We start from the raw sequence: 19,127 nt of genomic DNA on the forward strand, positions 1-19,127 counted from the left end.
GGTTGAGGCATTATATTTTTAATAAAAAATTATCCTTGTTCAATCCCGAAGTATGGTATTGCCAATTAATCGTCACCACATCTGATAGTACTTTTTTCAAAGTCGAAAAGTCACTGGGTTTTTTGATATAAATATTGGCACCTCTGATAAACGTTTCTTCCACGTGCTCTTCCGAAGAGGATGTGGAAAATATGGCTATCGCAATGTCATCAAAGCGATTGTCTTTTTTTATTTCATCCAAACATTCAAAACCATTTTTTCTGGGCATGTTTAAATCAAGAAACAGCACATTGGGTAAAACGGCGTCGGGTTGGTTCAAATAGTTCATCAATTCAACACCGTCATTAAACGTATTCACTTTGGTGTTAATTTTTAATTCCTCAAAAGCATCGGTAAAAAACAGTCGATCATCTTCATCATCATCTGCCAAAATAATATGTATATATTCCTTTTCCATAAATTATCTTTTGTTTGCCATTTCTCTTCTCTTGTTTATGATTCGCTGAAATGCTGAAGGAGTAATCCCAGTAACATTCTTAAATTGAGTACTCAAATGGGCAACACTGGAGTAATTAAGTTTAAAAGCAATTTCGGTTAAACTTAGTTGTCCGCTGACCATGAGTTGTTTGGCATATTCTATTTTTTGCATAATGATGTAATTTTCTATTGAAGTAAAGGTTACATCTGAAAACAAATTGGACAGATAGCCATAACTGTGACTCAATTTCTCTGCAAGATAAACAGAGCTTTTGATATTTACTAATTCAGGGCTGTGAATCATCTCTATGATGGTGTCTTTCATTTTTTGAACCAAAACGGTTTTTTGGTTTTCTATGATGTCAATACCGTATTCATGGAGTTCATCGGTGAATTCTCGGAATATTTTGGTGTTGGGTTTATCAAGAATTTCGACCTCACCGAATCCCAAAATTCGATGTTTGATATTGTGCTTGATAAGTTTTTCTTCTAAAACCTTACGGCAAACAGTATTAAAGTCAAATTTGATGAAAATTTTCATAAATGAATTCGGATTATTATTGTTTATAAAAGTAACAAAATATTTCCATCAAAAAAGCCGTAAATGAATACGGCTTTTTTTCTCTCTCTAACCCCAACTTTTATTGTTGCCAACAATAATTAAGGCATTACTTATTATTAGCTTCACAAAGATATTTCAGCAATAAAAGTTAGGCGTTATATAATTTTCAGCTTATGTTATAAAATTTTCACTTTTCACATTTCAATTAGTAACTTTGCCGCACAACTACTAGAAAATGACAACAACACAACTCGTTCAACAAATCCGCCAAAAAAAATCCTTTCTCTGTATAGGTTTGGATGTTGATTTAAACAAAATCCCACAGCATTTATTGGCACTGGAAGATCCGATTTTTGAATTCAACAAAGCCATTATCGATGCTACACACGATTTGTGTGTTTCCTATAAACCCAATACAGCTTTCTATGAAGCTTATGGTTTAAAAGGTTGGCAATCGCTTCAAAAAACGATTACTTATTTAAATGAAAAGCATTCCGAAATTTTTACCATAGCCGATGCAAAACGCGGCGATATTGGCAATACTTCTTCGATGTATGCTAAAGCTTTTCTGGAAGATTTAAACTTTGATTCTGTTACTGTTGCGCCTTATATGGGTAAAGATTCGGTGGAACCTTTTTTGGCTTTTGAAAACAAACACACTATCATGTTGGCTTTAACATCAAACGAAGGCGCTTTTGATTTTCAAACCAAAAGTATTGATGGTGAAGAATTGTATAAAACCGTTATCAAAACATCCAAAACTTGGAAAAACAGCCAAAATTTAATGTATGTTGTGGGCGCTACCAAAGCAGAATATTTCACGGAAATTCGTAAAATAGTACCCAATAGTTTCTTATTAGTACCCGGTGTTGGCGCGCAAGGCGGAAGTCTTTCAGAAGTTTGCCAATACGGAATGAATGAAGAAGTCGGTTTGTTAATCAACTCCTCGCGAGCAATTATTTATGCTTCAAAAGGAACTGACTTTGCCCAAAAGGCTAGGGAAGAAGCCCTAAAACTGCAACTTGAAATGGAGTCAATTTTGAAATTATAAGCCATTTTGAACACATTTACTGACCAACTCGGAAGCCATCACAGTTTTGAAAAAACACCAAAGCGAATCGTTTCTTTGGTTCCTTCGCAAACGGAGTTATTATATGATTTGGGTTTAGAGGAAAGTATTGTTGGCATTACCAAATTCTGCGTTCATCCGTTTCATTTTAAATCGACCAAAAAAATTATCGGCGGCACCAAGAAAGTCCATTTTGAAAAAATCAGGTTATTACAGCCTGATATCATCATTGCCAATAAAGAAGAAAATACAATTGAAATTGTAGATGAGTTGTCTAGAATCTGTCCGGTTTGGGTTACTGAAATTGTTACCTTAGATGACAATCTGAAAATGATAGCCGATTTCGGTACACTTTTTAACAAAAGAACCGAAGCAAAGAAATGGACAGACAAAATCAATTTTGCACACACCGATTTTCAACAGTTTATTAAAGACAAACCCTTGAATAAAGTCGCTTATTTTATTTGGGCCAATCCTTATATGGTTGCCGGCGGTGATACTTTTATCAATGAAATGTTGAAGCTGAATAAATTCGAAAATATTTATGATAATCATCCCAAATACGAAGGAAGGTATCCTGAAGTGATTATCCAGAAAATGCGCATCCAAGGCGATCCCGATTTGGTTTTATTGTCTTCAGAACCTTTTCCGTTTACCGATGAGCATGCCTTTGAATTAGGACGATTTACCCATCACGCGAAGACGGTTTTTGTAGATGGTGAAATGTTTTCCTGGTACGGAAGTCGTATTGTTAAAGCCTTTGGTTATTTTAAAATGCTTCATGAAAAAATAGCCTAAAAAAAAACCGATGCTTTCCCAAGCACCGGCAATCTTTTAACTAACCTAACCAAATAATAAAAAACCAATTTATTACACTACAAAGATAAGTCGTGTTTTTAAGTTCTTATGTTAAGGTTTTGTTATACTTATGTTATTGATTTCTAAAATTTTAATAAAACGATTAACTACTTTTTGTCTTGTTTGGCAAATACTTTTTTTAGTAAATCAGTACTTCTAGCATTTAGATTGGTTCGAATGTCTTTTTCTTCTACAGCTATCATTTTAAAGACGCCTTCTAAAGCTTTGTTGGTGGTATAATCGGTTAAATCGGGATTGACTTTGGTAACCAATGGTAAACTGTTATACTTTTTAATAATGTTGGCCCAAACTTTATCTGCGCCAACTTTAGCAAACGAATTTTGAATAACCGGATTGAATTTGGCGTACAACGGATTGGTTGTTTCGGTTTGCAAATAAGAGGTTGCCGCATTTTCGTTACCCATCAGTATATTTTTAGCATCGGTAAAACTCATGTTTTTTACGGCATCTATAAAAATAGGCGTCGATTCTTTCACTGCATCTTCAGCCGCTCGATTCAGCATTAAAATACCTTTGTCTGCCAAAGAGCTCATGCCCATTTTACGCAAGGTTTTATCTACTTTTTGAAGTTCCTCGGGCAATAAAATTTTGACCATTTCATTTTTGTAGAATCCGTCAACAGCCGTCAATTTGGTTACTTGTTTTTCAATGCCTTTGTTTAAAGCTTCTTTCAATCCTTGAGAGATATCCACATTGCTCAACGAACCCAAACCGGTTGAAGTTGTTTTGGAAGGAACGGCTTTTTTAATTTCGTCTAAAATTTTAATTTGTGAAAAACCTACTGTAGGGATTAAAAGGAGTAAAGCGATTTTTGTTTTCATAGTCGTATTCTTTTGTTTTTCAAAAGTAAGCAATCTTCATGCCGAAAAAAGCTGGGTTATTCTTAATTTAATCATTCTTTCTAAAACTGAGTTTTGATTTTATTTTTCAGATTTTAAATGGGAGTTTTTTAATAATTCTGTAAATTGCACCCTCAAAACAGACACTTATTTAACAATGGTTCAAGAACAGCCCTATATTCCTAAAAATAAAGTAAGAATTGTTACTGCAGCTTCCCTTTTTGACGGTCACGATGCCGCCATCAACATTATGCGACGTATTATCCAAGCGACTGGAGTGGAAGTAATTCACTTGGGTCACGATCGAAGCGTAGAAGAAGTAGTAAATACAGCCATACAAGAAGATGCGAATGCCATAGCTATGACTTCCTACCAAGGCGGACACAATGAGTATTTCAAATATATGTTCGATTTATTGAAGGAAAAAGGAGCCGGTCATATCAAAATTTTCGGTGGTGGCGGTGGTGTAATTTTGCCAACTGAGATTTCAGAATTGCACGAATACGGCATTACCCGAATCTATTCACCGGATGATGGTCGCGCTATGGGATTGCAAGGGATGATTAACGATTTGGTAAAACAAGCCGATTTTCCGGTGGGCAATGAACTTAATGGCGAAATCAATCACTTAGAGGAAAAGAATCCAACGGCGATTGCCCGTATAATTTCTTCGGCAGAAAATTTCCCAGAAGTAGCCAAAGAAACACTCGACACCATCCATAAAAAAAATGAAACGACTCACATTCCTGTTTTGGGAATTACCGGAACGGGTGGTGCCGGAAAATCGTCTTTAGTAGATGAATTGGTGCGCCGATTTTTAATCGACTTCCCGGGAAAAACCATCGGATTGATTTCAGTCGATCCTTCCAAGAGAAAAACCGGAGGAGCATTATTGGGAGACAGAATTCGAATGAATGCCATCAATAATCCAAGAGTTTACATGCGTTCATTGGCAACAAGACAATCTAATTTGGCTCTATCGAAATATGTAAACGAAGCGATTCAGGTCTTGAAAGCCGCGAAATATGATATCATCATCTTAGAAACTTCGGGTATCGGACAAAGCGATACCGAAATTTTAGAACATTCGGATGTGTCGCTATATGTAATGACACCTGAATTTGGTGCCGCAACGCAATTAGAGAAAATCGACATGCTTGATTTTGCCGATTTGGTAGCGATTAATAAATTTGACAAACGCGGGGCGCTGGATGCGATTCGCGATGTAAAAAAGCAATACCAACGCAATCACAATCTTTGGGATACTAATCCGGATGATATGCCGGTAATCGGGACGATTGCTTCGCAGTTTAATGATCCGGGCATGAATACACTCTACAAAAAAATCATGGATAAGATTGTTGAAAAAACCGGAGCCGATTTAAAATCGACTTTCGAAATCACCCGTGAAATGAGTGAGAAGATATTCGTAATTCCACCACACAGAACCCGTTATTTATCTGAGATTGCTGAGAACAACCGCAAGTATGACGAGACGGTTTTAACCCAAGTGGAAGTGGCTCAAAAGCTTTACGGAATCTATAAAACAATAGAATCTGTTAGCAAAAAACAAGTGAATATCGACAAAGCCGGAATTGAAGTTAACAGTTTGAATTTCAATGACGATAACAAGGACTTCTTAAATCTATTGGTTAAAGAATTTGATAGGGTAAAAATGAACCTTGATCCATTCAATTGGGAAATAATCCTGACATGGAACGACAAAGTCAACAAATACAAAAATCCGGTATACAGCTTTAAAGTCCGCGACAAAGAAATCAAAATTGAAACGCATACCGAAAGTTTATCTCACTCACAAATTCCAAAAGTAGCCTTGCCCAAATACCAAGCTTGGGGCGATATTTTGAAATGGAATTTACAAGAGAATGTACCGGGTGAATTCCCGTTTGCTTCAGGCTTGTATCCATTCAAAAGAGAAGGCGAAGATCCAACGCGTATGTTTGCCGGAGAAGGCGGACCGGAAAGAACCAACCGTCGTTTTCATTACGTTTCCCTCGGAATGCCTGCTAAACGTTTGTCAACAGCTTTTGACTCTGTTACTTTATACGGAAATGATCCCGATTTGCGTCCGGATATTTACGGTAAAATCGGTAATGCCGGAGTTTCTATTTGTTGTTTAGATGATGCGAAGAAGTTGTATTCCGGTTTCGATTTGAGTCACGCCATGACTTCGGTTTCTATGACCATTAATGGTCCGGCGCCGATGTTATTGGGATTCTTTATGAATGCCGCCATCGACCAAAACTGTGAAAAGTATATTATTGAGAACAATCTTCAGGTTGAAATTGAAGAGAAAATCAACGAAATCTATAAAGCCAAGAAAGTAGCACGACCAAGATACAACGGCGAATTACCCAAAGGGAACAATGGACTTGGCTTAATGCTTTTGGGCGTAACCGGTGACCAAGTTTTGCCCAAAGAAATCTATGACGATATTAAAATCAAAACGCTTACCCAAGTCCGAGGAACAGTTCAAGCTGACATTTTAAAAGAAGACCAAGCGCAAAACACTTGTATTTTCTCGACGGAATTTGCCTTGCGATTGATGGGTGATGTTCAGGAATATTTTATCCAAAAGAATGTGCGTAATTTCTATTCGGTTTCGATTTCGGGTTACCATATAGCCGAAGCAGGAGCGAACCCGATTACGCAATTGGCCTTTACGTTGGCGAATGGTTTCACTTATGTAGAATACTATTTAAGTCGCGGGATGAACATCAACGATTTTGGGCCAAACTTATCGTTCTTCTTCTCAAACGGAATCGACCCTGAATATGCGGTTATCGGAAGAGTAGCGCGTAAAATTTGGGCGAAAGCCATGAAAAATAAATACGGAGCCAATGAAAGAGCGCAGATGTTGAAATACCACATCCAAACTTCGGGACGTTCATTACACGCTCAAGAAATTGACTTCAACGACATTCGTACCACTTTACAAGCGTTATATGCGATTTATGACAACTGTAATTCATTGCACACTAATGCGTATGACGAAGCGATTACTACGCCAACGGAAGAATCAGTGCGCAGAGCAATGGCGATTCAGTTGATTATCAATAAGGAATTAGGATTGGCTAAAAACGAAAATCCAATACAAGGTTCGTTTATTATAGAAGAATTAACCGATTTGGTAGAAGAAGCCGTGTTACAAGAATTCGACCGCATTACAGAACGTGGCGGTGTTTTAGGTGCTATGGAAACCATGTACCAAAGAAGCAAAATTCAGGAAGAAAGTTTGTATTACGAAACCTTGAAACATACCGGGGAATTCCCAATCATCGGTGTAAATACTTTTTTGAGTTCCAAAGGTTCGCCGACGGTTGTTCCGGCAGAAGTGATTCGAGCCACCGAGGAAGAGAAACAATTCCAAATCAAAACTTTGGAAACTTTACACAATGCGAACTCAGGTTTAGAAGAAGAACAATTGGAGATGCTTCAAGATGCCGCTATTAACAACAAAAACTTATTTGAAAGATTGATGGAAGCCACGAAATATTGTTCATTAGGCCAAATTACTTCTGCTTTGTTTGAAGTTGGCGGTCAGTATCGACGCAATATGTAAATAACGATTTTAGGTATAAAAAAACCTCACATTATTGTGAGGTTTTTTTATTTTTCATCTTTATGCTCATTAAATTTCCTTACCATTGTTTTTAACAGTTCGGCACGAGCGGCTTTCTTAGCTTTTTCCTTATCTTGCGCCTTGTGAAGTTTATCGTTGTGCGCTTTGATGTTTTTCGGATTATTTCTTCCCATTCGTCAAAAGTACAAATTTTTGTTAAAAAGAAAGTTTGGCATCAATATTGAACTGCCCAAAATATCAATCATTTAAAATTATAAACCATGAAATCGAAGATTCACGAATACCAAAAAAACAATTTTTCTACCATGAGTAAAAAAATTACCCTTATTTTAGCTTTTATCGGGATGATAACGCTTCAAAGTTGTACTGTTAATGAAGACAACGGAAATGGAATAGACAATGACACTATCAGTGAAGTTTTTGAATATGGAAATGTAAATTTTTTACCGAATGACTATACTTCAGTATTGGTTTTTCCTCATTCAATTTATAACTCTGATATGGTTTTGGTTTACCGATTGTCAGGTACTTTTCAAGGCGAAGATGTTTGGAAACCACTACCGGAAACTTATTATTTCGGAGACGGAACTTTAGACTTACGCTATGATTTCGACTTCACCCGATTTGACGCACAAGTTTTCATGGAAGGTTTTGATTTGGCCGGAGTAAGTTCAAGTTACAGATTAAATCAAGTATTTAGAGTGGTGGTAATCCCGGCTTATTTTGGAAACAAGACCACCGGAGTAAACTTAAAGGATTACAAGGCTGTGGTAAAAGCATTCAACATTGATGAAAGCAAAATTATCAAAGTAAAATAAATTAAATGCACAAGAATTGAAGCGGACATGAGTCCGCTTTTTTTATGGTTTTATGTTGTAACTTTGATATAATTTAAAAAAAAGTGATTTTGTTTTGCGTCCTTTTAATGTCTTTTGGGTCTAATGGGTATAACATTAAAATCATAGTATCATGAAAACGAACGAAACATGCACCTGTCAATGTGCTTCATGTCAAGAATGTAATTGTACCGGTTGTACCTGCGAAAATTGTACTTGTACCAACTGTTCTTGTTAAATAACCAACAACCTTGTTACTCTTGAGTAGCAAGGTTGTTATTTTTAAATGATTATGAAGAAAGACACTATTTTGCCAACTCCATTTACTTCTGAGTTTTTATGGGAAAGCTATTCCCAAGATTTGAAGCGCTATGTTTTCAGTCAGATTAAAGACGAAGACACAACTAATGATGTGCTTCAGGAAATATTCATCAAAATCCATCTTAACATTGATGCTTTGCAAAAAAAAGAAAGCGTCAAGTCTTGGGTTTTTACCATTGCTCACAATACTTTGATGAATTTTTTAAATAAGAAATCGGTGCCGTTCGCCATTGGTGAAGTTACGGATGACTTTTCGACAGAAGAAGAAGTTCACTCCGCCAAAAGTTGTTTGTTACCACTAATTAAAAACCTTCCCGATAAATACAGAGAACCTTTGCTGTTAAGCGAAATTAAAGGCAAGAAACAAGCTGAAGTTGCTGATTTGTTAGGAATTTCACTTTCCGGTGCCAAATCGAGAATCCAACGCGGGCGAAAATTATTGCAACAAGGTTTTATGGATTGTTGTCATTATAAATTAAATGAAGATGGTTTTTTAGTAGGTGAACACCAAGATAAAGCAGATTGTAAAATGTGTAAATAAAAAACCATCCTGAGAAGGATGGTTTTTTTATTATAATCTAATGTTTATTTAAGAAACATCAACTGTTGTGGCTTCTGCAATCTTTTTATAAGTTCCATTGACTAATTTTTCACGTATAGCATCAAAAGCAGTAAGGGTTTCTTCGATATCTGCTAAAGTGTGAGAAGCCGTTGGAATCATTCTCAATAAGATAATTCCCTTAGGAATAACAGGATATACTACAATCGATAAGAATATGCCATAGTTTTCTCTTAGGTCGTTTACCATTACCATCGCTTCCGGAATAGAACCTTCAAGATAAACAGGAGTAACACAAGTATTGGTATCACCAATATTAAATCCTTTCGCTTTTAAACCGTTTTGTAACGCATTTACGTTTTCCCAAAGCTTGTCTTTTAATCCCGGATTGTCTCTCAACAACTGTAATCTTTTCAAAGCACCAACGGTTTGAATCATTGGTAAAGCTTTGGCAAACATTTGCGAACGCAAATTGTATTTTAAATAATCAATAATGTCTTTATCTGCAGCCAAGAAAGCTCCGATACTAGCCATAGATTTGGCAAATGTTGAGAAATATACATCAATTCCGTCTTGACAACCTTGCTCTTCTCCGGCTCCGGCTCCTGTTTTACCAAGTGTTCCAAATCCGTGAGCGTCATCGACTAACAAACGGAAATTGTATTTTTTCTTCATTGCTACAATCTCTTTCAACTTTCCTTGTTGACCACGCATTCCGAAAACGCCTTCAGTAATGAATAAAATGCCACCTCCGGTTTCAGTTGCCATTTTGGTCGCACGTTGAAGATTTTTCTCCATGCTTTCCAGGTCGTTGTGTTTGTAGGTAAATCGTTTTCCCATATGCAAACGCACACCGTCAATAATACAGGCATGGGCATCAACATCGTATACAATAATATCGTTTTTAGTCACTAAGGCATCAATGCAAGACATAATACCTTGATAACCGAAGTTGAGTAAATAAGCGGATTCTTTTTGAACAAAAGCCGCCAACTCTTTTTCTAATTGTTCGTGAGCATCAGTGTGTCCGCTCATCATACGAGCTCCCATCGGATAGGCTGCACCATATTTTATGGCAGCATCTGTGTCGGCTTGACGCACTTCAGGATGATTGGCTAAACCTAAATAGTCGTTCAAACTCCAGTTCAAAATATCTTTTCCGTGGAATTGCATTCTTGGTCCTAATTCGCCTTCCAATTTTGGAAATACATAATAACCTTCAGCCTGAGAAGCCCATTTACCTAAAGGACCTTTATTGTTTTGTATTCTTTCGAATAAATCTTTTACCATTGTAAAGTGTATTTAAAAACGAGGCAAAAGTAAATATAAATTTAGTTTACTCCTAATGGTTACCGCCAAATAGTTACACTAATAGTTTAATGATTTCAAAAAGTAAATCTTTATCAACCGGTTTCGATAAATATTTGTTCATTCCGATTTCTATTACTCTTGATTTAGTTGTTTCCATAACATCTGCGGTTAAAGCGATTATTGGAATCGATTTTTTGTTTTCTCCGGCTTCACCGTTTCTGATGGCAATTGTAGCTTCATAACCATCCATAATAGGCATTTGCAAATCCATCAAGATAATGTCATAATGATTTTCGGTTAGCTTTTTCACGCCTTCTTCGCCGTTATTAGCAAAATCAACTGTAGTATTTAACCATTTTTTGGTAATCATTTTAATCACCATTTGATTCATCGCATTGTCTTCAACCACCAAAATGGCTTTTCCTTTCAAATCGTATTCCGCTGTAGCTTCAACAACTGTCTCCATTGGTTTTATGACTTCTACTTTTTCATAGGTTAATTGTATTTCGCAAACGGTACCTAAATCAACAGTGCTGTCTATTTTAATCTTTCCTTTGTGTAAATCAACCAAATGCTTAACAATGTACAATCCGAGACCTAAGCCGCCAAATTTCCTTTTATTATTAATGCCTTCTTGTGAAAAAGAGTCATAAATGCTGTTGATTTTTTCTTTGGAAATTCCAACTCCCGTATCACTAACGGTGAAGATTATTTGAACTTTGTTGTCTTTTGTTTTTTTGGCTTCAATCTTAAATTTAACAAATCCTTCATGAGTGAATTTGAGTGCATTACTCAAAATGTTATGCAAAATTTGATTGAGTCTAACCGAATCGCCATTGACCATTTCAGGCAAATCATCTCCTTTATGGAAGGTGAAATCAAGTCCTTTATCGCTCGCTTCTCGTGCAAAATTGTTGGCAATGTGTTCTACAGTTCTGACCAAATCAAAATCGGAAAGCTCTAATTTGATTTCGTTTTTCTCAATTTTTGAAAAGTCTAAAATATCATTAATGGAGCTCAATAAGCTGTAAGTAGAGTACTTTATAATTTGGCTGCCGTCTTGAATCTGTTTGTCATTGCTGTCTTTCGCCATAGATTTTGCGGTATTCAATATGGCATTCAACGGTGTGCGTAACTCGTGACTTATGTTGGATAAGAAGTAAGACTTCAATTCGTTCATTTCTTCCGAACGTTGGAGTGCTAAGTTTTGCAATTCTTCTCGTTCGTTTTTTAGGTTCCGAATCAAGTTGGCCATCGAAAGCGAAAGGAAAATAACTTCCATACCGGTGCCGAGTTTGGAGCCGTTTTCGGTCCAAAATGTCAATGGCAAAAGACTGAAGTTTTTCAGAATAAAAACCACAAAACCACAAATTAGAAAGAATACCCCAATAGCAAAAAATCGATCTAGTCTTTGGGCTTTTCTGTAAATGGAAATCTGTGAAGCAATGATTAACGACAAAACAATTAGCCCTAATCCATTAGCAATAGGATAGGAATATTCTAAAACTTTGGGAATTAATAATAAGGATAAAAGCAAACCTGCATTAAGAATGTATAATGCATAGAAAGCATAGTTAATAAACTTGTTATAGTCTTTTATTTTTAAAAATACTTGTGCGTATCGGCCCAAGAAGAAATTGGCAACACAAGCAAATAAAACAACTGCATGCAGTGAAAACCAACCCGATTGCGGTGTGATAAATTGGTAAAAATAGCCGTCAATGGCAAATTGCAGTAAGCCAATAAACACCACATACATGCTGTAATAAAAGAAAGTCTTATCACGCATACCAAAGAAAAAGAACAGGTACAATATGGCGGCAATAATTAAAATACCATAAAAGAATCCAAAAACAAATTGTTCAAAAGAAGTCATTTGTATTAACGACTCCAAGCGGTAAAGTATCATCGGCATGGAAAGCATTTCGCCATCACTTTTAACATGCAGATAAAATTGCTGTTGTTCACCCGGGTTTAGTGATATATTGAAAATAGTTTTTCTGTGATCAAAACTTCTTTGTGTATACGGAATTGCATCGCCACTTACTAATTTGGAGACTTTATTTTCCTGATTTATGACATAGAGTTCCGCCACATCAGTAATAGGTCGCGCAGTTTCAAAAAAGTAATTTTGCGTTTCTTTTGTAGTGTTTTTTAATTGGAATCGAATCCAAAAATGATGCGTTGTAAACCCAAAGTCGGTATTTTCATTCAACATCGGTTGAAACTTCAAGTCTTTTGAAGCCATGACTTGTTCCAATGTCAAGTTGCTTTGACCAACATCGACGTACTCGGATTTGTTGTGAATGGAGATTTTTTCGAAAACAACCTCTTTTTTTGAAGCCGATTGTGCTGAGGTATTCAGAAAATATAATAGAAAAAGGCCAACAAGACATAATAAACTATTACCATACCGGATAGTATTTCTTTTCATAAGGAGTTTAGTGGTATTGGAGTTACTTACGAATATAAGTTGCTTTGGGATTGAACAATTCTTAAAATTTAAAAAAAGAAAGAAAATGGTTTTTATAAGTAGTAATTTACTTTGTTTATCAAATGGGATGATTTGTTTTTAGCGAAGTTTACTACGATTCTCATTTTGATGTTTTGCCAATAGTAATCCCGATATTCTTTGCATATTTGTATGCATAAAATAAATCAATTAAAAAATGAAATTAGTTTTCGCTTCCAATAATAAAAACAAAATCAAAGAAATTCAGTTATTACTTCCTCAGAATATTGAAATTTTAAGTTTGGAAGATATCGGCTGTTTAGAAGATATTCCTGAGACAGCTGCAACCATTGAAGGCAATGCTATTCTCAAGGCTAATTATGTAACCGAGAAATTCGGGTACCATTGTTTTGCCGATGACACCGGTTTGGAAGTGGAAGCTTTGAACGGTGAACCCGGCGTTTATTCAGCCAGATATGCAGGAGAACAGAAGGATGCGAATGATAATATGGATAAATTACTGGCCAATCTCAAAGGTCAATTAAACAGAAAAGCCAATTTCAAAACCGTTATTTGCCTGAACCTGAATGGCGAACAACATCTTTTTACCGGAATTATCAATGGCAAAATTATAGAAGAGAAGATAGGAACCAACGGGTTTGGTTACGATCCGATTTTTGTGGCTGATGGTTATAATAAAACTTTTGCAGAGTTGACATTAGAAGAAAAATCAGTGATTAGTCATCGTGGATTGGCTGTTAAGCAGTTGGTTGGTTTTTTAAGTAGTTGAGTTCCTAAGTTCCTGTGTGGCTGAGAAAAGAAATAAGTTCTGGTTAGCCCCGATAGCAGCTGGCTACCATGTAGCGCGGATAGCGGGAGCGTAAGTGTAAGAGAAGCTAAATGTGCTGCTCCTGAAAAACCTCATTTTACCACAATTTTTTTGTTTAAAGCGAAGTCTAAACTCAGTCACTCAGCTACTGAGTTACTCAGTCACTTTGTTAATCAAAAGTTAACTTATTAATATTCAGTCAATAACAAATTAGCGTATATGGTTTTTAAAACTTACCTTTGCACCAAATTTTAAAACTTTATATGAATAAATTTGAACAATTAGGTCTGAATGAATCGTTACTGCTGGCGATCAAAGATCTAGGATTTGAGAATCCGTCAGAAGTCCAGGAAAAAGCGATTCCGGCACTATTGGAACAAAACACAGACTTGGTTGCCTTAGCGCAAACAGGAACAGGAAAAACCGCCGCTTTTGGTTTTCCGCTTATTCAAAAAATTGATGCCGAAGACAGAAGTACGCAAGCGTTAATTTTATCACCAACGCGTGAGCTTTGCTTACAAATCACCAACGAGATTAAACAATACTCAAAATATGTAAAGGGTTTACATACAGTGGCAGTTTATGGTGGTGCAAGCATAACTGAACAAGCCCGAGAGGTAAAGCGTGGCGCACAAATTATTGTGGCTACACCCGGTAGAATGCAAGACATGATTAATCGTGGTCTTGTGAACATTAAAAACATCAATTACTGTATTCTTGATGAAGCAGATGAGATGTTGAACATGGGGTTTTATGAAGATATCGTTTCGATATTGTCTGACACTCCAGATGAGAAAAACACTTGGTTGTTTTCAGCGACTATGCCTGCTGAGGTTGCCAGAATTGCTAAAAAGTTTATGTCAGAACCGGTTGAAATTACCGTGGGTCACAAAAACTCAGGTTCTAAAACCGTTTCACACGAATTTTATGTAGTAAACGCTCGTGATCGTTATGAAGCTCTGAAAAGATTGGCCGATGCTAATCCGGATATCTTCTCGGTGGTTTTTTGTAGAACCAAACGCGATACACAAGCGGTGGCTGAAAAGCTAATAGAAGATGGTTACAATGCTGCAGCCTTACACGGAGATTTGTCGCAAGCACAACGTGATGGCGTAATGAAAGCTTTCCGTGGTCGTCAAATTCAAATGTTGGTAGCGACAGACGTTGCGGCTCGTGGAATTGACGTTGATAATATTACACACGTAGTAAATTATCAGTTGCCGGATGAAATTGAAACCTACAATCACCGTTCAGGTCGTACAGGTCGTGCCGGAAAATTGGGGACTTCAATCGTAATTATTACCAAAAGTGAATTGCGTAAAATTTCGTCTATTGAAAGAATCATCCAACAAAAGTTTGAAGAGAAAACCATTCCCAGCGGAATTGAAATCTGTGAAATCCAATTATTGCACTTAGCCAATAAAATCAAAGATACTGAGGTTGACCATGAGATAGACAGTTATCTTCCGGCCATTAATGATGTTCTTGATGGTTTGTCTAAAGAAGAATTAATCAAGAAAATGGTTTCGGTTGAATTCAATCGATTCATCAATTACTACAAAAAGAAACGCGATTTATCGGGTGAAAAAGGAGAAAGAAGCGAGAGAAGCTCAGAGCCGAGAGAAATCAGAGCCGGAGATCCTGTTCGTTATTTCGTAAACATTGGTGCTCGTGATGATTTTGATTGGATGCAATTGAAAGATTTCTTGAAAGAAACACTTGATTTAGGTCGTGATGATGTATTCAAAGTAGATGTAAAAGAAGGTTTCTCGTTCTTTAACACCGACGGAGAACATACTGATAAAGTAATGTCGATTCTAAACGGATTTGACCTTAACGGAAGAAGAATCAATGTTGAAATTTCCAAAAACGAAGGCGGAAGTCGCGACAGACGTGACCACAACGGCAGAAGTTCGGGAGGTTTCAGAGGCGATAGAAATTCGGGCGGAGAGCGCAGAAGTGGCGGTGGAAGTTTCGGCCCAAGAAAAGAAGGCGGATTCAGAAGTGAGAGAAGCTCAGCTCCAAGAGAAGGTGGTTTCAGAAGTGAAAGAAGTTCAGACCGACCAAGAAGAGAAGGCGGAACTTCAAGACGCGAACCGGGTTCTTTTCAAAGAGAAGAAAGAGCACCAAGACGTTCTGAAAGCAATGACAGACCGGCCGGACGCTCATTTGAAGCGGCTAAAAGCAGAAGACCGAGAAAAAGCTAAGGCTTTTTAATTACGAATTACGAATTAGTAATTGCGAAATTTATAATTCGAATATAATAGAACTCCGTTTTTACTAAGGTAAGAACGGAGATTCTTTTTTTCTACATACCCCTAATTCGTAATTCGTAATTACTAATTCGTAATTATTAATTTGACCTTTTGTTAATTTTGTTCTAATTCTGCCGGCAAACACTAAAATATCTTAAAAGAGTTTCATACTTTTAAACCATCAAAACCAGCTATGAGATATTTTACCCTATTATTTCTTTTTTTATTTTCATTAAGTGCTTTGGCGCAAGACAATCCAACCGGTCAAAAAGTTAGCGGAACCATTGTGAATGATAATAATTTGTTGCCTATTGCTAATGCTAATGTAATTAACATCAACAAAGTAAAAGGCGTTGTAACCAATGCGAGTGGTTATTTTGAAATGGAAGTCAGCGTGAGCGATACTTTGCACATTTCTATATTGGGTTACCAATCGTTGCGTATCAGAGTGACTAATGATTGGTTGAAAAATGGCACAGCCAAAATTTTAATGACCGAAAAGGCAATCGCGTTAGAAGAAGTGATTGTAAAAAAATACGACTTAACCGGTTATTTGGAAGTCGATTCTAAATTGATTCCCGAAAAAGAAAACTTCCGTTACAGTATCTCAGGTTTGCCTCAGGCTTATGAAGCTGGGGAAAGCTCACCTAATGCTTTTACCCGAGTGTTAGGTTCCATTTTCAATCCGGCCGATATGTTGTATAATTTCTTTGGTAACAAACCTAAAGAACTCAAGAAATTAAAGCAAATGAAAAAAGACGATACAGTTCGCAATCTTTTGGAATCTAAGTTCGACCGAGAGATGATTTCGGTATTGTTAGGGGTTGATAAAAAAGAAATCGCTGAAATCCTGCAACGTTGTAATTACTCAGAATCTTTTATTCAAACGGCTAACGATTTGCAAATCATGGATGCCATCAGTGAATGTTATGAGCAATACAAAGTGCTGACCAAAAAGCACGAAAAGTACATCAAAGAGTAATTATTGCCCGGCATAGTAGCGTTCTTCAATCCGCTCAATATCTTTAATCGAATTTTTGGCCCAAGCCAAACGTTTTTCCATTATTTCATTTTCGGAAAGTTTCCACTTTACATTAGATTGCCGTAGGCGAGTAGTAATATCCTGAATGATGATTGCCGCCGACACAGAGATATTTAAGCTTTCAGTAAAACCAACCATAGGAATTTTCAAGTAGCCATCGGCTTGGCGCATTACTTCCTCGGAAAGGCCTTCTTTTTCAGTACCGAAAAACAATGCACTTTTTTTAGTTATGTCAAATTCATGCAGCAAACAAGAATCATTGTGCGGCGTTGTAGCAATGATTTGATAACCTTTGTCTTTCAAGGTATGAATGCAATTGGAGATATTGTCAAACTTATTGATATCAACCCATTTTTGAGCGCCCATCGCAATTTCCTTATCGATATTTTTGCCGAAGCGTTGCTCTACTATGTTGATTTCCTGAATGCCAAAAACCTCGCAACTACGCATTACCGCACTGGTATTGTGAAATTGATACACGTCTTCAACGGCAATGGTAAAATGATTGGTGCGATTCTCCAAAACGTTTCTAAAACGTTCCTTGCGGTTGTCGGTTAAAAATCCTTCGAGATAACTTAAATAGTCTAAATCAATCATGCTCCTAAATTTAGGAGCAAAAATACTAATTTAGATTGACGATTACTTACCGATTGGCTTCTGATATCCAATGGAATTGTTTTTCCATCAATTGGAAATTGCGATTCGATTTTTCCAAGGTGAAAACCAAACTGTCATTTTTGATTTTCGTACTAATTTGGATAGACTTTGGATTTATAACTTTGTATTGAGATTCAAAAAGAATCTCTTTATCATTTCTCAGTTTGGTAAAGATTAATTTATTTTCTTTGGGTTTTACTTGGTAGGAAAAATAACCTCTGTTGTAAGCCTGTCTGAATAACGTGTCTGAAGTTAAAATGCTACCGCGACTGTCATCTTGAAAAATAAAGTCTTTCCAAAGTTTGTCATCTGATAAGGAAATAGGAATCTCTACATTATTCTTTTTAAAACTTGTTGTATAATATACTCCGGGTTCTATTGGTTTTTGAATTTTGGATTTTGAAAATTCTTGTTTGTATTCCCAACTTTGATAAGTTGAAAACACCCCGAATACCAAGATAATGAGAGTTTTGACAACAATTCTGAATATTTTAAAGTATTTGTTAGTGGTAGAAAAATAGTAGGAATTCAATTTTCCTGACGGTATGTTTCTCCAAAAGAAGTTGACAAAGTGATTAGCATCTGATATTATCAAATACAGACAATAAATCACCAAATGCATAGAAAATATTTTTACGGGAATATCAAAGCATAGATTAAGAATAAATACATTCAAAAACACACCAAAGCCCAGCAACAATCCCATGGTAATTGTTCTGCGATAGAGTAGTAGAATGGCCACCATAATTTCCATTACCCCGCTGAAGATTTGATAAGGAGAAGAATACCCGAAAAACATCCAACTCAATCGCATGGGTAAATAATCTCCCAAAGGTGTGGCCAATTCACTCAAATTTGGCTCAGGCATTTGCATGGCAAACAATTTGATGGTTCCGTATAAAAAGGCAATAATGATAAGATAATATCGCAAGGTATTTTTTAACCACCAATCCAGTTTACTATAATCTTTTGGTTTGCGCTCTAATAATGTCCAAAGAATGGTTCCTAAAGTGGCTAAAAGTATTGAGTTGTAAAAATAGGCCCAAGCATAAGAAGTATCTCCGCTACCACCACCATCAATATTCAGCTTGTCTTTTACATGAAAAATATGATCATTAAAAAATGTCACTACAGGAACAAAGGCATCATTGATAAAATAAGTTATAGCACTAAGACCGGGAATGAATTCAAAAATTTGCCAAAGTGCCGTAGACAGTATGAAGTAGATAAAGAAAAATCTAAAGATTGTTTTTTTCATGTTACTTGTTTGTTATTGAATAGTTTATAGTGATAATTAGCTCGGATAGCTAAAATTATTAAATTCGGAAAACTCTTTTTACAGGTACTAAAAAAATTATTAACAATATTTTGCTTATAGAGGTTAGGTTTGTTTATTGTTTCAATTTATACGAACTTTCGCTTTTTAAACAGCCAT

General features: G+C 36.3%; 16 protein-coding genes. 8 read left to right on the forward strand and 8 right to left on the reverse strand.

Annotated elements, in window-relative coordinates:
* Positions 1–10 precede the first annotated feature (10 nt).
* Positions 11–457, reverse strand: a complete 447-nt coding sequence (locus P7V56_RS08080) for a response regulator (RefSeq protein ID WP_171223147.1) — start codon at positions 455–457, stop codon at positions 11–13.
* Between the two features lie 3 nt (positions 458–460).
* A complete protein-coding gene (locus tag P7V56_RS08085; RefSeq protein WP_171223146.1) occupies positions 461–1,018 on the reverse strand; it encodes a helix-turn-helix domain-containing protein in 558 nt (185 codons plus the stop codon).
* A gap of 256 nt (positions 1,019–1,274) precedes the next feature.
* Between P7V56_RS08085 and pyrF the strand changes: the two genes are divergently transcribed.
* Both pyrF and P7V56_RS08095 read left to right on the forward strand, forming a co-directional pair.
* Positions 1,275–2,090: an orotidine-5'-phosphate decarboxylase gene (pyrF, locus tag P7V56_RS08090; protein WP_171223145.1), complete on the forward strand. Its 816-nt coding sequence runs from the start codon at positions 1,275–1,277 to the stop codon at positions 2,088–2,090.
* 6 nt (positions 2,091–2,096) lie between these two features.
* Positions 2,097–2,906 (forward strand): ABC transporter substrate-binding protein, encoded by an 810-nt coding sequence (locus P7V56_RS08095; RefSeq protein WP_205959397.1) that lies wholly within the window; start codon positions 2,097–2,099, stop codon positions 2,904–2,906.
* Between the two features lie 167 nt (positions 2,907–3,073).
* Here the strand turns inward: P7V56_RS08095 and P7V56_RS08100 are convergent, their stop codons facing one another.
* Positions 3,074–3,808, reverse strand: coding sequence for a DUF4197 domain-containing protein (locus tag P7V56_RS08100; RefSeq protein WP_171223144.1), 735 nt, complete (start codon positions 3,806–3,808; stop codon positions 3,074–3,076).
* A 175-nt stretch (positions 3,809–3,983) separates the two neighbouring features.
* Here P7V56_RS08100 and P7V56_RS08105 point away from each other — a divergent pair, with 175 nt between their 5' ends.
* Complete coding sequence (locus tag P7V56_RS08105) at positions 3,984–7,409, forward strand: methylmalonyl-CoA mutase family protein (protein WP_171223143.1); 3,426 nt, start codon at positions 3,984–3,986, stop codon at positions 7,407–7,409.
* A gap of 47 nt (positions 7,410–7,456) precedes the next feature.
* Here P7V56_RS08105 and P7V56_RS08110 read toward each other — a convergent pair whose 3' ends face one another.
* Positions 7,457–7,603, reverse strand: a complete 147-nt coding sequence (locus P7V56_RS08110) for a hypothetical protein (RefSeq protein ID WP_171223142.1) — start codon at positions 7,601–7,603, stop codon at positions 7,457–7,459.
* An 87-nt stretch (positions 7,604–7,690) separates the two neighbouring features.
* Between P7V56_RS08110 and P7V56_RS08115 the strand changes: the two genes are divergently transcribed.
* Entirely contained in the window at positions 7,691–8,248 is a 558-nt protein-coding gene (locus P7V56_RS08115) for a hypothetical protein (protein ID WP_240976697.1), read from the forward strand.
* 310 nt (positions 8,249–8,558) lie between these two features.
* Positions 8,559–9,128: an RNA polymerase sigma factor SigZ gene (sigZ, locus tag P7V56_RS08120; protein WP_171223141.1), complete on the forward strand. Its 570-nt coding sequence runs from the start codon at positions 8,559–8,561 to the stop codon at positions 9,126–9,128.
* Between the two features lie 48 nt (positions 9,129–9,176).
* Here sigZ and capB read toward each other — a convergent pair whose 3' ends face one another.
* Both capB and P7V56_RS08130 read right to left on the reverse strand, forming a co-directional pair.
* Positions 9,177–10,436, reverse strand: coding sequence for a cysteate-C-fatty acyltransferase (gene capB / locus P7V56_RS08125; protein WP_171223140.1), 1,260 nt, complete (start codon positions 10,434–10,436; stop codon positions 9,177–9,179).
* Positions 10,437–10,509: 73 nt separating this feature from the next.
* Positions 10,510–12,891 (reverse strand): hybrid sensor histidine kinase/response regulator, encoded by a 2,382-nt coding sequence (locus P7V56_RS08130; RefSeq protein ID WP_171223139.1) that lies wholly within the window; start codon positions 12,889–12,891, stop codon positions 10,510–10,512.
* A gap of 235 nt (positions 12,892–13,126) precedes the next feature.
* Between P7V56_RS08130 and P7V56_RS08135 the strand changes: the two genes are divergently transcribed.
* From P7V56_RS08135 to P7V56_RS08145, 3 genes are all read left to right on the forward strand, one after another.
* A complete protein-coding gene (locus tag P7V56_RS08135; RefSeq protein WP_171223138.1) occupies positions 13,127–13,699 on the forward strand; it encodes a non-canonical purine NTP diphosphatase in 573 nt (190 codons plus the stop codon).
* 302 nt (positions 13,700–14,001) lie between these two features.
* Complete coding sequence (locus P7V56_RS08140; protein ID WP_171223137.1) at positions 14,002–15,945, forward strand: DEAD/DEAH box helicase; 1,944 nt, start codon at positions 14,002–14,004, stop codon at positions 15,943–15,945.
* 241 nt (positions 15,946–16,186) lie between these two features.
* On the forward strand, positions 16,187–16,975 hold the full coding sequence (locus P7V56_RS08145; RefSeq protein ID WP_171223136.1) for a carboxypeptidase-like regulatory domain-containing protein: 789 nt from the start codon (positions 16,187–16,189) through the stop codon (positions 16,973–16,975).
* On the opposite strand, the gene P7V56_RS08150 is transcribed toward P7V56_RS08145, so the two are convergent.
* Positions 16,976–17,632, reverse strand: coding sequence for a TrmH family RNA methyltransferase (locus tag P7V56_RS08150; protein ID WP_171223135.1), 657 nt, complete (start codon positions 17,630–17,632; stop codon positions 16,976–16,978).
* Positions 17,633–17,678: 46 nt separating this feature from the next.
* Positions 17,679–18,950, reverse strand: a complete 1,272-nt coding sequence (locus tag P7V56_RS08155; protein ID WP_171223134.1) for a hypothetical protein — start codon at positions 18,948–18,950, stop codon at positions 17,679–17,681.
* Positions 18,951–19,127: the final 177 nt, after the last annotated feature.

Source organism: Flavobacterium sp. IMCC34852 (assembly GCF_030643905.1).
In the GTDB taxonomy this organism is placed as follows: Bacteria; Bacteroidota; Bacteroidia; order Flavobacteriales; family Flavobacteriaceae; genus Flavobacterium; species Flavobacterium rivulicola.

Excerpts from the sequence above, each read along its gene's own strand:
- P7V56_RS08080 (WP_171223147.1), bottom strand. The coding sequence starts at position 457 with ATGGAAAAGGAATATATACATATTATTTTGGCAGATGATGATGAAGAT.
- P7V56_RS08085 (WP_171223146.1), bottom strand. The coding sequence starts at position 1,018 with ATGAAAATTTTCATCAAATTTGACTTTAATACTGTTTGCCGTAAGGTT.
- pyrF (WP_171223145.1), top strand. The coding sequence starts at position 1,275 with ATGACAACAACACAACTCGTTCAACAAATCCGCCAAAAAAAATCCTTT.
- P7V56_RS08100 (WP_171223144.1), bottom strand. The coding sequence starts at position 3,808 with ATGAAAACAAAAATCGCTTTACTCCTTTTAATCCCTACAGTAGGTTTT.
- P7V56_RS08105 (WP_171223143.1), top strand. The coding sequence starts at position 3,984 with ATGGTTCAAGAACAGCCCTATATTCCTAAAAATAAAGTAAGAATTGTT.
- P7V56_RS08110 (WP_171223142.1), bottom strand. The coding sequence starts at position 7,603 with ATGGGAAGAAATAATCCGAAAAACATCAAAGCGCACAACGATAAACTT.
- P7V56_RS08115 (WP_240976697.1), top strand. The coding sequence starts at position 7,691 with ATGAAATCGAAGATTCACGAATACCAAAAAAACAATTTTTCTACCATG.
- sigZ (WP_171223141.1), top strand. The coding sequence starts at position 8,559 with ATGAAGAAAGACACTATTTTGCCAACTCCATTTACTTCTGAGTTTTTA.
- capB (WP_171223140.1), bottom strand. The coding sequence starts at position 10,436 with ATGGTAAAAGATTTATTCGAAAGAATACAAAACAATAAAGGTCCTTTA.
- P7V56_RS08130 (WP_171223139.1), bottom strand. The coding sequence starts at position 12,891 with ATGAAAAGAAATACTATCCGGTATGGTAATAGTTTATTATGTCTTGTT.
- P7V56_RS08135 (WP_171223138.1), top strand. The coding sequence starts at position 13,127 with ATGAAATTAGTTTTCGCTTCCAATAATAAAAACAAAATCAAAGAAATT.
- P7V56_RS08140 (WP_171223137.1), top strand. The coding sequence starts at position 14,002 with ATGAATAAATTTGAACAATTAGGTCTGAATGAATCGTTACTGCTGGCG.
- P7V56_RS08145 (WP_171223136.1), top strand. The coding sequence starts at position 16,187 with ATGAGATATTTTACCCTATTATTTCTTTTTTTATTTTCATTAAGTGCT.
- P7V56_RS08150 (WP_171223135.1), bottom strand. The coding sequence starts at position 17,632 with ATGATTGATTTAGACTATTTAAGTTATCTCGAAGGATTTTTAACCGAC.
- P7V56_RS08155 (WP_171223134.1), bottom strand. The coding sequence starts at position 18,950 with ATGAAAAAAACAATCTTTAGATTTTTCTTTATCTACTTCATACTGTCT.